14 protein-coding genes and 1 pseudogene are annotated in these 14,255 nt (G+C 67.7%); 9 read left to right on the top strand and 6 right to left on the bottom strand.

What is annotated here, in order from left to right:
- Positions 1–34: 34 nt before the first annotated feature.
- The gene (gene dnaN, locus IEQ44_RS14995; protein ID WP_193639286.1) at positions 35–1,159 is read right to left on the bottom strand and encodes a DNA polymerase III subunit beta; all 1,125 of its coding nucleotides are present in this window, start codon (positions 1,157–1,159) and stop codon (positions 35–37) included.
- 407 nt (positions 1,160–1,566) lie between these two features.
- Complete coding sequence (gene dnaA / locus IEQ44_RS14990; protein WP_438861857.1) at positions 1,567–3,135, bottom strand: chromosomal replication initiator protein DnaA; 1,569 nt, start codon at positions 3,133–3,135, stop codon at positions 1,567–1,569.
- A gap of 615 nt (positions 3,136–3,750) precedes the next feature.
- Between dnaA and rpmH the strand changes: the two genes are divergently transcribed.
- The 8 genes from rpmH to IEQ44_RS14950 all read left to right on the top strand — a co-directional run bounded on the left by rpmH (position 3,751) and on the right by IEQ44_RS14950 (position 9,823).
- On the top strand, positions 3,751–3,888 hold the full coding sequence (gene rpmH / locus IEQ44_RS14985; RefSeq protein ID WP_193639284.1) for a 50S ribosomal protein L34: 138 nt from the start codon (positions 3,751–3,753) through the stop codon (positions 3,886–3,888).
- Positions 3,889–3,922: 34 nt separating this feature from the next.
- Positions 3,923–4,285: a ribonuclease P protein component gene (rnpA, locus tag IEQ44_RS14980; RefSeq protein ID WP_193639281.1), complete on the top strand. Its 363-nt coding sequence runs from the start codon at positions 3,923–3,925 to the stop codon at positions 4,283–4,285.
- A complete protein-coding gene (yidD, locus tag IEQ44_RS14975; protein ID WP_193639280.1) occupies positions 4,282–4,560 on the top strand; it encodes a membrane protein insertion efficiency factor YidD in 279 nt (92 codons plus the stop codon). Before rnpA ends, yidD begins: the two co-directional genes overlap by 4 nt.
- Before the next feature lie 36 nt (positions 4,561–4,596).
- The gene (gene yidC / locus IEQ44_RS14970; RefSeq protein ID WP_227487568.1) at positions 4,597–5,532 is read left to right on the top strand and encodes a membrane protein insertase YidC; all 936 of its coding nucleotides are present in this window, start codon (positions 4,597–4,599) and stop codon (positions 5,530–5,532) included.
- A 58-nt stretch (positions 5,533–5,590) separates the two neighbouring features.
- Positions 5,591–6,142: a Jag family protein gene (locus IEQ44_RS14965; RefSeq protein ID WP_438861856.1), complete on the top strand. Its 552-nt coding sequence runs from the start codon at positions 5,591–5,593 to the stop codon at positions 6,140–6,142.
- Between the two features lie 108 nt (positions 6,143–6,250).
- Positions 6,251–7,000, top strand: a complete 750-nt coding sequence (gene rsmG / locus IEQ44_RS14960; protein WP_319804704.1) for a 16S rRNA (guanine(527)-N(7))-methyltransferase RsmG — start codon at positions 6,251–6,253, stop codon at positions 6,998–7,000.
- Positions 7,001–7,754: 754 nt separating this feature from the next.
- Positions 7,755–8,744, top strand: a complete 990-nt coding sequence (locus IEQ44_RS17065) for a ParA family protein (RefSeq protein ID WP_319804703.1) — start codon at positions 7,755–7,757, stop codon at positions 8,742–8,744.
- Positions 8,741–9,823, top strand: a complete 1,083-nt coding sequence (locus IEQ44_RS14950; RefSeq protein ID WP_193639275.1) for a ParB/RepB/Spo0J family partition protein — start codon at positions 8,741–8,743, stop codon at positions 9,821–9,823. The genes IEQ44_RS17065 and IEQ44_RS14950 overlap by 4 nt, the downstream gene beginning before the upstream one ends.
- 1,007 nt (positions 9,824–10,830) lie before the next feature.
- Here IEQ44_RS14950 and IEQ44_RS14945 read toward each other — a convergent pair.
- The gene (locus IEQ44_RS14945) at positions 10,831–11,607 is read right to left on the bottom strand and encodes a lysophospholipid acyltransferase family protein (protein ID WP_193639274.1); all 777 of its coding nucleotides are present in this window, start codon (positions 11,605–11,607) and stop codon (positions 10,831–10,833) included.
- A gap of 71 nt (positions 11,608–11,678) precedes the next feature.
- Entirely contained in the window at positions 11,679–12,893 is a 1,215-nt protein-coding gene (locus IEQ44_RS14940) for a pyridoxal phosphate-dependent aminotransferase (RefSeq protein WP_193639273.1), read from the bottom strand.
- Between the two features lie 95 nt (positions 12,894–12,988).
- Here IEQ44_RS14940 and IEQ44_RS14935 point away from each other — a divergent pair, with 95 nt between their 5' ends.
- Positions 12,989–13,669 carry a GNAT family N-acetyltransferase gene (locus IEQ44_RS14935; protein ID WP_227487562.1) on the top strand — a complete coding sequence of 227 codons (681 nt, stop codon included), beginning with the start codon at positions 12,989–12,991 and terminating at the stop codon, positions 13,667–13,669.
- Here IEQ44_RS14935 and trxA read toward each other — a convergent pair.
- Positions 13,644–13,967, bottom strand: a complete 324-nt coding sequence (gene trxA / locus IEQ44_RS14930; protein WP_227487561.1) for a thioredoxin — start codon at positions 13,965–13,967, stop codon at positions 13,644–13,646. The two genes, IEQ44_RS14935 and trxA, sit on opposite strands and share 26 nt — an antisense overlap.
- A 96-nt stretch (positions 13,968–14,063) precedes the next feature.
- Positions 14,064–14,255, bottom strand: a pseudogene (locus tag IEQ44_RS14925) (hypothetical protein); the annotation flags it as partial.

The following is a 14,255-nucleotide window of genomic DNA, read 5'->3' as shown; positions in this document are numbered from 1 at the left end:
AGTGTTCCTCCAGGGGTAGGCGTGGCGCGAGCGGTCAGGACAGCAGGCGCCTCGGCATCAGCAGGTAGCGGAAGGAGCTCTCGTCGGTGCCGTCGCTGGCCGAGATGACGACCGGCTTGGTGGCCTGGGTGAACGACAGGTCGACCTTGTCGCTGCCGATCGCGGTGAGCCCGTCGAGGAGGTAGGTCGGGTTGAAGCCGGTGACGATCTCGTCGCCGGTGATCACCGCGTCGACCGCCTCGGTGGCCTGCGCCTCGTCGCCGGACTGCGAGTCGAGCACGATCTCGCTGTCGGCGAACTTCATCTGCACCGCGGTGTTGCGCTCGGCGACCAGGGCCACACGCTTCACGGTGTTGACGAGCTCGGCCCGGTCGACCGTGGCCACGGTCAGGTGCTCCGAGGGGAAGAGGCTGCGGACCTTGGGGAAGTCGCCGTCGAGCAGGCGGGTGGTGGTGCGGCGCAGGCCGTCGGGTCCCTGACCCTCGAAGCCGATGATGCCGTCGCCGCCGGCGGGCGAGATCGAGATCGTCACCTCGCCCGAGAGCGTCTTGGCCGTGTCGGAGAGGACCTTCGCCGGCACCAGTGCGGCGAGGGAGACGTCGGTCGAGGCCGGACGCCACGTGAGCTCACGGTGCGAGAGGCGGAAGCGGTCGGTGGCGAGCAGCGACATGCGCTCGCCCTCGATCTCGATGCGTACGCCGGTGAGCACCGGCAGCATGTCGTCGCGCCCGGCTGCGGTGACGGCCTGGGAGACCGCGCTGGCGAACTCTTCACCGGTGACCACACCGCTCGGGGGCGGCACGGCCGGCAGCGACGGGTACTCGTCGACGGGCATGGTCTGCAGGCTGAAGCGGCCCGAGCCGCACTTCAGCTCGAGCTTGGCGCCGGCCAGGTCGAAGTCGATCGGCTTGTCGGGCAGGCTGCGGCAGATGTCGGCCAGCAGTCGGCCACTGACCAGGACGCGGCCCTCGACCTCGACGTCGGCGCGGATCTCGGCGCGTGCCGAGGTCTCGTAGTCGAACGCGGAGAGGACGAGGCCTGAGTCGCCGGTCTCGATGAGCAACCCGGCGAGGACGGGAGCGCTGGGACGCACGGGCAGGCTGCGGGCAGCCCACGCGACGGCGTCGGCGAAGACGTCGCGTTCGACGCGGAACTTCACTCTTCGTTCCTCCGGGTTCGTGTGGTTCGTGGGTGGACGTGAATCCTGCCATGCGCGCCGGGTGCTTGTCCCTCTGCCCGGCATCCGCGTAAACCTCACCGGTGTAGTTACACCTGTGTGGTCAGTGCTCATCCCCAGATCGGGGCCCGGGTGAGTTTCGACCGGGTGGGATCCATGTACGGATGAGTTGTCGGAGTAGGTCCTGTTGAAACTGTGCACAACTGCGGTTCGTGCAGGTCAGGTGGCAGGTGGGGCCGTGCATGACCTGTGCACGGCCGCGGGGCCTCACTGGGTGTCGATGTGGAGGGACGATCCGTCCTCGACAGTCCGTCCCAGTGTCTGCACAGGCTTGTGGACGACGCGCCGGGCTCGAACCACAAGAAGTGCACAGCGCCCGGACGTGTGGTTCAGGCGTTGCGTGCCTGCATCTTGATCCGGTTGGTGAGCTCCGAAACCTGGTTGAAGACCGCGCGGCGCTCCGCGAGCAGCTGGTTGATCTTCCGGTCGGCGTACATGACCGTCGTGTGGTCGCGGCCGAACTCCTTGCCGATCTGGGGCAGGGACATCGAGGTGAGCTCGCGGCAGAGGTACATCGCGATCTGCCGGGCCATGACGAGGTGACGACCGCGGCTCGGGCCGGTGAGGTCCTCGATCGAGACCCCGAAGTAGGCCGCGGTCTGGGCGATGATCAGCGGAGAGGTGATCTCCGGCTCGCCGCCCTCGGGGATCAGGTCCTTGAGCACGATCTCGGCCAGGGTCATGTCGACCTCCTGGCGGTTGAGGTTGGCGAAGGCCGTCACCCGGATCAGCGCGCCCTCGAGCTCACGGATGTTGGTCTGGATCTTCGAGGCGATGAACTCCAGCACGTCCGGCGGCGCGGTCAGCCGGTCCATCGCGGCCTTCTTGCGCAGGATCGCGATGCGGGTCTCGAGGTCGGGCGCCTGGACGTCGGTGATCAGGCCCCACTCGAAGCGGTTGCGCAGCCGGTCCTCGAGCGCCTCGAGCAGCTTGGGCGGACGGTCGGAGGTCAGCACGATCTGCTTGTTGGCGTTGTGCAGCGTGTTGAAGGTGTGGAAGAACTCCTCCTGCGTCTGCGTCTTGCCCTCGAGGAACTGGATGTCGTCGATGAGCAGCACGTCGACGTCTCGGTACTTCCGCTTGAACCGGTCCTGGCGGTCGTCACGGATCGCGTTGATGAACTCGTTGGTGAACTCCTCCGAGCTCACGTAGCGCACCTTGGCGCCGGAGTAGAGCGAACGCACGTAGTGGCCGATGGCGTGCAGCAGGTGGGTCTTGCCCAGGCCGGACTCGCCGTAGACGAGGAGCGGGTTGTACGCCTTGCCCGGCGCCTCCGCGACGGCGACGGCCGCCGCGTGGGGGAATCGGTTCGAGGAGCCGATGACGAAGGTCTCGAACGTGTACTTCGGGTTGAGGCGGGTCTCCAACGACGACGTGGTGGCGCCGTGGCCCGACCCCATGGGCGGCGCGGGGTTGAAGCGGTCGCGCTCGTCGAAGCCCGGCGTGGCCGCGAGCTCGACCACGTTGTCACCGGGCCAGCCGCGCTCGCTCTCGCCGGGACGCTCGACCGGACGGAAGCCACCGGGGTCGCTGGCCGGGGTCGGACGCTCGGCCTCGAGGTCGGGGCGTGGGAAGTCCTGCCGGTAGTGGGGGTCGAAGCTGTCGTCGGTGTCGGCGAGGTGGGTCGACTGCTCGATGGTCGGCAGCGGGGCCGAGCCTTCCTCCAACGCCGGGTTCACCGTGACGGCGATGCGGATCTCCCTGCCGAACCGCTCGGTGAGGGTCTCCTCGAGCTGTGCGCGCAGCCGGCCCTCGAGCTGACCGCGGGTGAAGTCGTTGGGCACGGCGATGATCGCCGTGTTCTCGTGGAGGGTGACCGGCTCGCTCGCTCGGAGCCAGGCCCGTTGGTTGGGCTGCAGGGCATCCACGACGCTGCGCCAGGCGGAGGTCAGGTCCACCGGGTCGTTCTCCACTTCTCGTTCCCCCACCTGCTGATTGCCCGGATGTTGACCACCCTGCTGCTGACGGGGTGCCGGGGTGTGCGACGACTACGACTGACGGACTTTTCACAACTTTATCCACAGGTTGTGCATGTTCCCCTGTTTTGATGACAGGGGGTCGGGAACGGGCCCCGGTCCGGAGGCGTGGATCACATCTGTGCTGGTCAGAACGGCGTTGTGCGGTCTGTGCACTGGATCACACGCTCTACGGACAGGGTGTGCATGCCCTGTGGAGAACGCTGGACGAGCCGTGAACGTAACAACCCGCAGGCCTTCGGAGCAAGGCGTCATCCACAGGCTTCGTCGGGCGTGTCGCACAGCGCCGAGCGGGACGGAGAGCATCGTGCGGACCCGCCCCACGTGCGGCGGCCGCGCGAGTTTGACCCTCGGGAGCCGCTCCGCGTACCGTTGGCAGGTCACCCGACGTCTGCTCGTGGTCGACCGGTGCCGCACGTCCACGGACATTCACCCAGGAACTGAGGGGTGTGCCGTGGGGAGGGCGGTGCCAGCCGAAGCGCTGGGCCGTGCCTTTCGCCGGAGTGGACACCCGCACAAGAACACTGGAGATCTTTCGTGAGCAAGCGTACGTACCAGCCGAACAACCGTCGCCGTCACAAGGTGCACGGCTTCCGCCTGCGCATGCGCACCCGCGCCGGTCGCGCCATCCTCTCTGCGCGCCGCCGCAAGGGCCGCAGCAGCCTGTCGGTCTGACCGGTCACCGGCCAGTCCACCGAAGCGACCGGCAGTGCTGCCGCGCTCTGCCCGGCTGACCGAGAGCCTTGGCTTTCGGCAGGCGGTTCGACGCGGGCGGCGTGCCGGCACGCGCACCCTGGTCGTCCACTGGTGGCGCGCTGACTCCGAACCCCTGACGGGTCCGGGGACACGCGCCGGCTTCGTGGTCAGCAAGGCGGTGGGCAACGCGGTGGTCCGCAATCGCGTGCAGCGACGTCTTCGACACCTGACCCGGGAGCACCTCACGGAGCTCCCGGGTCGTGGCATCCTCGTGGTCCGGGCCAATCCGGCCGCGGCGGAGGCGTCGTACGAGGAGCTGGGACGCGACCTGACCAAGGGCCTGGAGCGGCTCGGTGCCGTGGAGGCGGCCTCGTGAAGTACCTGTTGATCGGCCTCCTCAAGCTCTACCGCACCTTCATCAGCCCGCTCTACGGCCAGGTCTGCCGCTACCACCCGACCTGCTCCGCGTACGCGCTGGACGCGGTCAGTGAGTACGGCAGCATCAAGGGGTCCTGGCTGGCTCTCCGCCGCCTCCTGCGCTGCCACCCGTGGGCCGCCGGCGGCTACGACCCCGTACCTCCCCGGCCCGGTCCGTCACGACAGAGCCACCTCCGCGCCACCGCGGACTCCACCCCTACTCGAGGAGCTTGAGTGTTCGACTTCTTCGGAGCCATCGGCAGCGCCATCATGACGCCGCTCTACTACATCGTCTCCGTGGTGCTGGTCGGCTTCCACTCCCTCTTCAGCCAGGTCCTGCCGGCTGACGGCGGAGCCGCGTGGGTGCTGTCGATCATCGGCCTCACGCTGGTGATCCGTGCGGCCCTGATCCCGCTCTTCGTGAAGCAGATCAAGTCCAGCCGCAACATGCAGATGCTGCAGCCCAAGGTGCGTGAGCTGCAGAAGAAGTACGGCCACGACCGGGAGCGTCTCGCCCAGGAGACGATGAACCTCTACAAGGACGCGGGCACGAACCCGTTCGCCTCGTGCCTGCCGATCCTGGTGCAGATGCCGATCTTCCTGTCGCTCTTCCGGATGCTCGACCAGGCGTCGCGCAACGGTGAGGGTCGGGGCGTGCTCAGCGACGAGCTGGCCCGCCAGTTCGGCAACGCGGAGCTCGCCGGAGTGGTCCCGATCTCGGAGACCTTCTGGGCCAACGCCACCGGTGGCGGCAGCTGGGCGGTCATCGTGGTCGCCATCGTCCTGGTGCTGGCCATGACCGGCACCACCTTCCTGACCCAGCGTCAGCTGATGGCCAAGAACATGCCGGCCGACGCGCTGACCGGTCCCTACGCGCAGCAGCAGAAGATGCTCCTGTACGTCCTCCCCGTGGTCTTCGGCATCTCCGGCGTCGCCTTCCCGATCGGCGTGCTGATCTACTGGACCGTCTCCAACCTGTGGACGATGGGTCAGCAGTTCTACGTGATCCGCAACAACCCGGCCCCCGGCACGCCCGCCGAGAAGGCCAAGCAGGAGCGCGACGAGGCCAAGGCCGCCCGCAAGCGTGCCCGTCGGGGCGAGCCCGAGCCGGTCGTGGAGGTTGCCCCGGTCGAGGAGACCAGCCCCAAGCCGCCGGCGCGGCAGCAGCCGAAGCGCCAGACGCGGTCACAGCGCAAGAAGCGCTGACCCAGTTGTCCGTGGCGCCGCGGCGTCACCCCTTCCCTACGCATCAGCAGGAGCAATGGTGAGCGAGAACCAGAACGACGTCGAGGCCGGCGAGCTGTCCGACGCAGTCGAGAACGAGGGTGTCCAGGCCGACGGGTCCAACCGTCCCAGCAAGGTGGAGCGCCTGGAAGCTGAGGGCGACATCGCCGCCGACTACCTCGAGGAGCTCCTCGACATCGCCGACCTCGACGGCGACCTTGACATGGACGTCGAGGGCGACCGGGCGTCGGTCTCCATCGTCGGCGCTGACCTGTCGATGCTGGTCGGTGCCAACGGTGAGGTGCTCGAGGCTCTGCAGGAGCTCACCCGCCTGGCCGTCTACCGGGAGACCGGCGAGCGCTCGCGTCTGATGCTCGACATCTCGGGTTACCGGGCCACGAAGCGCCAGGAGCTGGTGGAGCTGGCCGCTCGTCTGATCGCCCAGGTCAAGGAGACCGGCCAGAAGGTGTCGCTGGACCCCATGAGCTCGTTCGAGCGCAAGGTCGTGCACGACGCCGTGACCGCGGCCGGCATGGTCTCCGAGTCTGAGGGCGTCGAGCCGCGCCGCCGAGTCGTCATCCTTCCGTCCTGACGCTCCCGGCCGCTCGGTCAGCGAGTTTCACGTGAAACACTGGGTCCCATGAGCACGGGAACCGATGACACACCCCCCTTGCCCTCTCCTCCGGAGTCGGTGAGGGGGGTGTGTCCGTCAGAGCGTCTGCCCCTGCTGGAGGAGTACGCCCAGAGGCTCGCGACCGACGGCGTGGTCCGTGGACTCATCGGGCCGCGGGAGGTCCCCCGCATCTGGGACAGGCACGTCGCCAACTCAGCCATCCTCGCCACCGTCATTCCGGACGGGGTCACCGTCTGTGACATCGGGAGCGGGGCTGGTCTGCCGGGTCTGGTCGTCGCCATCGTGCGGCCGGACCTGCGGGTGACACTCGTCGAGCCGCTGCTGCGACGGACCACCTTCCTGGACGAGGTGGTGGAGGCGCTGGGTCTGGAGAACGTCGAGGTGATCCGAGGTCGTGCGGACGCGCTGCACGGAGAACGGACCTTCGACCTGGTGACGTCGCGAGCGGTGGCGCCCCTGGACCGGCTGCTCGAATGGTCGATGCCGCTGGTGGCACCGGAGGGTGAGCTGCTTGCCCTCAAGGGGTCGTCCATCGTGGAGGAGATCGAGAGTGCCCGCTCGGTGCTCAAGAAGTACCGGTGCGACGAGCCCACCGTGATCGAGCTGGGTGGAGGTGTCCTCGAGTCGCCCACGCACGCCGTGCGGGTGTCGTGGGCGGATCCGTCCGCGCTACCGTTGCACCTGATTCGGGGTCGGGGTGCCAAGGATGCGGGTTCCAAGGCTGCGGGCCCCAAGTCCTCCAGCTCCAAGAGTGCTGGGCCCAAGAGTGAAGGGTCCGCCGGTGCAGGTTCCAAGAAGGCACGCCGTCGGCGCTGAGCCGTGACACGATGGAGCCGCTTCCCTGGCCGGCGGCCATCGGTGCGCTCGGCACTGGGCTGAAGCTTCCGGCCCGGCGGCTCCCGCGAGGGAGCTGGGGTCACTGGCGAGGGCCAGTCGCGAGGGTCAAGGACAAGCGGCCAGCGACATGGCAGGGCGAGGTGCCGGGGACGTTTCGGAGCCGGACAGGGCTGCGGCGGCGGACACAATCATGAGTACGGAGAGGCGCACCGTGGAACGACGAGTCTGGTCCCTCGGAGGTGCGCTGGTCGGCCGAAGAGGACGACGCGAGGAATCGTCGTCCCAAGAGTTATCCACCGACGAAAGCATGAGCGCTGAGCGTGCTCATCCACATGTAGGCCGAAGTTATCCACAGGGCGCCCCTTCCCGGTCGTTGGACGTTGAGCCGGCATCGGTAGAGTTCGGAGAGGCTGACGACCGGCGGCCCCGCCGTCTGGTTTCACGTGAAACGAGGGGGTGGATGAGTGTGGATGAGGATCGGCAGGACCGGCCTGGCAAACACCTCGTCGATGAGCTTCTCTCGTCAGGTTCGCCCGATAACCCTGGCCTCCCTGATGCTCAATCCTCAAGTGCCGTACTCAACGCCTACGACGCTCTGCTTCCCGCCCGGGCCGACGGCTCGGAACCGGTCGGGGCTGCTGACGGCACCGCGCCGCCATCGCGGCTTTCCGTTGCTTCAAACCCAGCCCCTGACTCGCCTACTTCGACGACCATCCCCAGAGGAGTCCCTGACGTGACCGACCATCGGAACTCCGTGGGAGAGGTTTCACGTGGAACGAAGTTCCGCACGGCCGCTGACATCGCTGCCAGCGGCTCCACTCCCTACGACGACAGCACTCCGTTGGCCAGGGCGGCGGAGCACGTCGTCCTGGCACGTCACGGCCACTTGGGACGCAACGGTCCTCCGCGCCCCCGTAAGACGCGGGTCATGGTCGTGGCCAACCAGAAGGGCGGCGTCGGCAAGACCACCAGCACCGTCAACCTTGCGGCCGCCCTGTCCCAGTTGGGTCAGAAGGTCCTGGTGATCGACCTGGACCCCCAGGGCAACGCCTCCACGGCTCTCAATGTGGATCACCGCCGCGGAACGCCCTCCACGTATGACCTTCTGGTCGATGGCGCTGCCCTCGAGGACGTCATCACCGACTGCCCGGAGCTCCCTCAGCTCAAGGTCGTTCCGGCCACGATCGACCTCGCTGGGGCTGAGATCGAACTGGTGAGCGTGGTGGCTCGCGAGTCCCGTCTGCACAAGGCCATCCAGGCTCACCCCTTGGTGGGGACGGCTGAGGAGGCTGGGGAGGACCGATTCGACTTCGTCTTCGTGGACTGCCCACCTTCGCTCGGACTTCTCACCTTGAATGCCCTCGTCGCCGGTGAGGAGATGGTGATCCCGATCCAGGCCGAGTACTACGCCCTCGAGGGCCTGGGTCAGCTGCTGGAGACCGTGGAGATGGTCAAGGCCCACCTCAACCAGCGACTGCAGGTGTCGACGATTCTGATGACGATGTACGACGCTCGAACGCGGCTGGCTGCCAACGTGGCCAGTGAGGTGCGCGAGCACTTTGGCGACGTGGTGCTCAAGACGAACGTGCCGCGGTCGGTGCGAGTGTCCGAGGCACCGTCCTACAGCCAGACCGTGATGACCTACGACCCCGCGTCCCCGGGTGCGCTCTCCTACCTGGAGGCCGCTCGTGAGATTGCTGTGAAGGGAGCCCCGTCCGCATGAGCACCAGTGGTGGTCGTCCGCCCGCCCGTCGTGGACTCGGTCGTGGGTTGGGAGCTTTGATCCCCACCGGGCCCGCGGCCCAGGGGTCTGACACCCCGCGAAGTGGTTCAGGAGGCGCCCTTTCCGGTTTGGGTGAGGGATCAGACGGAAACCCCGTTGCCGATCACTCCGCTCAGATTGGCTCTGACAGAACTTCCGCAGGCCGTTCGGCGCAGTCAGACAGCCCTGATGGCAGCGTTTCACGTGAAACGTCCGACGGTTCCGTGGCCGGCGCGTACTTCCGGGAGCTGCCAATCTCTCAGATCCGGCCCAATGAATGGCAGCCCCGCGAGGTCTTCGATGAGGAGGCGCTGGCTGAACTCGTTCATTCGATCAAGGAAGTGGGCCTGCTCCAGCCCGTCGTGGTGCGCCCTCGGGGGTCCGACGCCTATGAGCTGATCATGGGAGAGCGTCGCTGGCGCGCATCCCAGGAGGCCGGCCTGGAGTTCATCCCAGCCATCGTGCGGGAGACCGAAGATGGCGACATGCTCCGGGACGCCCTCCTGGAGAACCTCCACCGGTCACAGCTGAACCCTCTCGAGGAGGCCGCGGCGTACGGACAGTTGCTTGAGGACTTCGGCTGCACCCACGAAGAGCTCGCCCAGCGGATCGGTCGCTCCCGGCCTCAGATCAGCAACACGCTCCGTCTGCTCAAGTTGAGCCCGACGGTGCAGCGCAGGGTCGCGGCAGGCGTACTGAGCGCTGGACACGCCCGCGCTCTGCTGGCCGTGGACGAGCCTGAGGTGCAGGACCGTCTGGCGCAGCGCGTGGTAGCCGAGGGCATCAGCGTGCGTGCCCTGGAGGAGATCGTTGCGCTGGGTGACCACGGTTCCGGTCCCAAGCCCACACGGCGCAAGAAGCCGACGGCTCCGGGGCTCACCGAGATCGCTGACCGACTCTCCGACCGGTTTGAGACGCGGGTGAAGGTCGACCTGGGCCGTTCCAAGGGCAAGATCACCGTTGAGTTTGCCTCCATGGACGACCTTCAGCGGATCATGACTCTGATGGATCCCCGCAACACCGATGACAGGGTCATCTGACTCCTGGGGACGGTGGTCCGCGCCTGCGCCCTCGCGTTGACCACGGGTGTCGCGGACCTCACCGGTGAGTGCACCCGACCGCGGGCACGATTGTCCGCGGACGGGTGAGTCGGTGGACCCATCGAAGGGGCGGGACACCAGCTTCGCTCGATCGCCGACAGGGTCAGATCGAAATCAGGGCCGGGGCGAACCCAGAGCCAAGGCGACCGCGAGCGAAATTCATCGTGGGTGGCTCAGAGCGGGGGCCCACTCAGGGGGTGCGTCCACTCGGAGATGGCGCCCCACTCGCTCGTGGAGGCAGGTGTGAATCGGTAGCGCGTGGGCGGACCCGCCGTAGGGCTCTCGCGCGGCTCGTGGTGTCGCGCCGTAGGGTCGCACCGTAGTCGCGTCATGGGGTCGCGCCATGAGGTCACGTCGTGGGTCACACTTGGCGACAGATGGTGACCGCGATGCTGTCTGCAATCTCTTGCCGGCCTGAGTAACTCGCGAGGAGAACCAGTCCAGGTGACTTTGGGGCCGGTATTCGGCCTCTGAGAGCCGGATTCTGAGCGACCTGGACGAGGTGATGCCGGCGGCTACTCGGCTCAGATTGGCTCTCACAGAACTCGCATTGGGGCAGTGAGAGGGTCTGCGAGGTTCGCGCCATCGTCGGCAGCCGCCGGGCGTCGCCTTCCGGGGTGCTGCCGCGTCGTCGGTCAGGGTCGTCGGTCAGCGCCGTCGGGCCGGATCTTCGGTCCCTCTCACCGGCGGGCCGAGAGCTGCTGCGTACGCGTGGACGCAGGACCACATCTGGATGCGGACCTCACTTGGGGCGCGGCGCCTTCAGACCTGGGGGCGCCTCTACCGACGGAGGCGGCACGGGCCAGGCGTGGTCTGCGGGGCCGAGACACAATTGTCGACAAAACGACTTGTCCCCTTGTCACTACGACGACAAGGGGACAAGTCACGTTTCACGTGGAACCATCGCTCCAGCCCCAGACAAGGGCGGCGGGAGGAACCTGAACTGCTCAGCTCTTGCGGGCCGCAGCCTTGGCCGCCTTCCGGCGCGCCCGCTCCCGCTTCTCCTCAGCGTCCATCTCGGCCGCTCGTTCCAGAGTGGGCGCGCTGCCACCGTGCTTGGCCGGGAGCCACCACGAGCCGGGGGGCTGCTCGTCGGCCGGGTACCCAGCGATCACGTCGTCGAGCATCGCCGACATGGTCGACCGGAGCTCCGCGGTCTCGGCGACGGGGTCGTCGCCCGTCACCGGCATGGGAGCACCGACCTGGATGTGGATGGACTTCCCACGGCTGAAGTCCTTGGGGTGGTCCTTCGTCATCATCCGCTGCGTGCCCCACAGCACCACGGGAATCACGGGCACACCGGCAGCCGCAGCGATCCGCACCGCACCGGTCTTGAACTCCTTGATCTCCATGGCCCGGGAGATGGTTGCCTCGGGGAAGATCCCAACCAGTTCACCCTTCTTGAGGAAGTCGACGGCGTGGTGGAAGGAACCAATGCCGTCGCCGCGGTCGACCGGGATGTGGTGGAGCGACCTCATGATGGGTCCGCCGACCGGGTGGTCGAAGACCTCCTTCTTCGCCATGAACCGGACGAGGCGACCGTTGGCCGGCTGTGCGGCCAGACCGGCGTAGACGAAGTCGACGTAGCCGATGTGGTTGCTGGCGAGGAGCGCGCCCCCTTCGAGCGGGATGTTCTCCGCCCCGCTGATGGTGATCTTCTGACCCAGCGCCTTGAAGAGCGTCTTGCAGGTCCAGATGACGGGCGGGTAGGTGATGTCACGCATGCGGTCGTGCTCCTGGGCGGTCGGGGGAGTCGCGGATGAACTGCGAACCCCCGCAGCCTAGAACAGGACCATCACCGACGGGTGGCCAGGAAGTCCGCGATACGGCCGATGGCCTCCTCGAGCACCTCGGTGTCGGGCAGGGTGACGAGCCGGAAGTGGTCGGGCTTGAACCAGTTGAACCCGGTGCCGTGGGTGACGAGGATCTTCTTGGCCCGCAGCAGGTCGAGCACGAACTCCTCGTCGTCGTCGATGGCGTACACGTCGGGGTCCAGCCGCGGGAAGCAGTAGAGCGCGCCCTTGGGCCGCACGTTGGAGACCCCCGGGATCTCGTTGAGCAACTTGTCGGCGAGCTTGGACTGCTCGTAGAAGCGACCGCCGGGCCCGATGAACTCCTCGATCGACTGGTAGCCCCCCAGCGCGGTCTGGATCGCGTGCTGTGCCGGCACGTTGGCGCACATGCGCATGTTGGCGATGAGGGTGAGGCCCTCGATGAAGTCGGTGGCCAGCTCCTTCGGGCCCGAGATCATCACCCACCCCGCGCGGTAGCCGCACACGCGGTAGGCCTTCGAGAGCCCGGAGAAGGTCAGCACGAGCACGTCGTCGCCGGCGTGGGTCGCGACGTGGTGGTGGGTCGCGTCCTCGAAGAGGATCTTCTCGTAGATCTCGTCGGCGAAGATCACCAGCTGGTGGCGTCGGGCGATGTCGACGAGACCCTTCACCACCTCTTCGCTGTAGACGGCGCCGGTCGGGTTGTTGGGGTTGATGATCACCAGGCCATGGGTGTTCTCGGTGATCTTCGACTCGATGTCGGCGAGGTCAGGGTTCCACCCGTCCGCCTCGTCGCAGACGTAGTGCACCGGCGTGCCGCCCGAGAGCGTCACGGCGCCTGTCCACAGCGGGTAGTCGGGCGCGGGCACCAGGATCTCGTTGCCGTCGTCGACGAAGGCCTGCAGCACCATCGAGATCAGCTCGGAGACACCGTTGCCGATGAACACGTCCTCGACGCCGACCTCGCGCAGCCCGTGGGACTGGTAGTAGTTCATCACCGCGGTGCGCGCCGACCAGATGCCGCGCGAGTCGCTGTAGCCCGTCGAGTGCGGCAGGTGGTGGATCATGTCGGCGAGGATCGCCTGTGGAGCCTCGAAGCCGAAGGGCGCCGTGTTGCCGATGTTGAGCTTGAGGATGCGGTGGCCCTCGGCCTCGAGCCGCTGGGCCTCGGTCAGGATCGGACCGCGCACGTCGTAGCGGACGTTCTGCAACTTCTTGCTCTGCTTGATCTGGCGCACCGAACCATTCTCGCAGGTGCTCCGTCGGCCTACCATGGGTTATCTGCTCGTCGGCCGCGCCGAGGCCGGCCGGGCGCACCCGGACGGAGGAGAACGTGGCGCGGAGGACTCGTCCCGTGGACGTCCCGGCGCTGCGGGGGCTGGCGCCGGTGGTCGGCACGTGCCTGCGCTGGAAGTACGACTGGGTGAGCGTGGAGCGTACGCCTCCTGCTGAGGCGGCGGTCGCGCTGGAGCGGTGGCTCGGCGACGTGGAGGAACACTGGGGCGTGTGCGGCCAGGTGCTCGAGGTCGACGACGAGGTCGTGGCCTACGTGCTCTACGCGCCGCCCGGATTCCTGCCGGGGATGGGCGACGTGCCGACCGCCCCCGCGTCGCCCGATGCCGTGGTGGTCGCCGAGCTGTGCCTGCTGCCCGGCACCGCGGGCCTCGCCGACGCCAAGCACCTGCTCCAGGTGATGGCCCGCGACCTGCACGGGCGCGACGTGCAGGCGGTCGAGGCCTTCGGGACTCCGCGTGACCCGAGCACGGAGGCGACGGACCGCTGCCTGGTCCCGATCGAGCTGCTGGACGCCGTCGGCTTCACGACGCACAGGGCGCACGACACCACCCCGCGGATGCGGATGGACCTCCGGGGCGCCCGCACCTGGAAGACCGAGGTGGAGCAGGCCCTGGAACGCCTGGTGGGTGTCGTGCGCCCTGCGTCGAAACCGGGACTCGGGTCCTCGGCCGTCGAGCCGAGGACGCCGTTGGTCAGATCAGGCCCTCGAGCTCCTTGAGGATCGCGGCCTTCGGACGGGCGCCGACGATGGTCCGCACGACCTCGCCGCCCTGGTAGACGTTGATCGTCGGGATACCGGTCACGCGGTAGGTCGACGGGGTGACCGGGTTCTCGTCGATGTTGAGCTTGACGAAGTTCATCTTGTCGCCGTGGGCGCCCGCGATCTCGTCGAGGATCGGAGCCACCTGACGGCACGGACCGCACCACTCGGCCCAGAAGTCGACCAGGACGGGCTTGTCGGACTTGAGCACCTCGGCCTCGAACGTCGCGTCGGTGACGGCGGTCAGGTTGGACATCGGTGGTTCCTTCCGGAGGGGGTGGGGGCGAGAAGTTCCTCGCCTGGGAGTGAACAGTGGGGCGCCGACGGTTTGTTCCCGGACGCCACGGACGGGTCAGAGCGTGTCGGCGACCAGCTCTTCGTCGACGAGCTCCTTGGTGACCTCGGCCGAACCGGCGCTGGAGGCGGCCTGGTCGAGGGCGGCGATCCAGCGCTCGGCGTCCAACGCTGCCGCGCAACCGGTGCCGGCGGCGGTGATCGCCTGCTGGTAGGTGTGGTCGACCAGGTCGCCGGCGGCGAAGACGCC

Source organism: Nocardioides malaquae, assembly GCF_015070385.1.
GTDB classification, from domain to species: Bacteria; Actinomycetota; Actinomycetes; order Propionibacteriales; family Nocardioidaceae; genus Nocardioides; species Nocardioides malaquae.
Note: the sequence above shows the minus strand (reverse complement) of the source record. Positions and strands in the feature narration are given on the sequence as shown.

Excerpts from the sequence above, each read along its gene's own strand:
- trxA (WP_227487561.1), bottom strand. The coding sequence starts at position 13,967 with ATGTCCAACCTGACCGCCGTCACCGACGCGACGTTCGAGGCCGAGGTG.
- IEQ44_RS14945 (WP_193639274.1), bottom strand. The coding sequence starts at position 11,607 with ATGCGTGACATCACCTACCCGCCCGTCATCTGGACCTGCAAGACGCTC.
- yidC (WP_227487568.1), top strand. The coding sequence starts at position 4,597 with ATGACGCCGCTCTACTACATCGTCTCCGTGGTGCTGGTCGGCTTCCAC.
- IEQ44_RS14950 (WP_193639275.1), top strand. The coding sequence starts at position 8,741 with ATGAGCACCAGTGGTGGTCGTCCGCCCGCCCGTCGTGGACTCGGTCGT.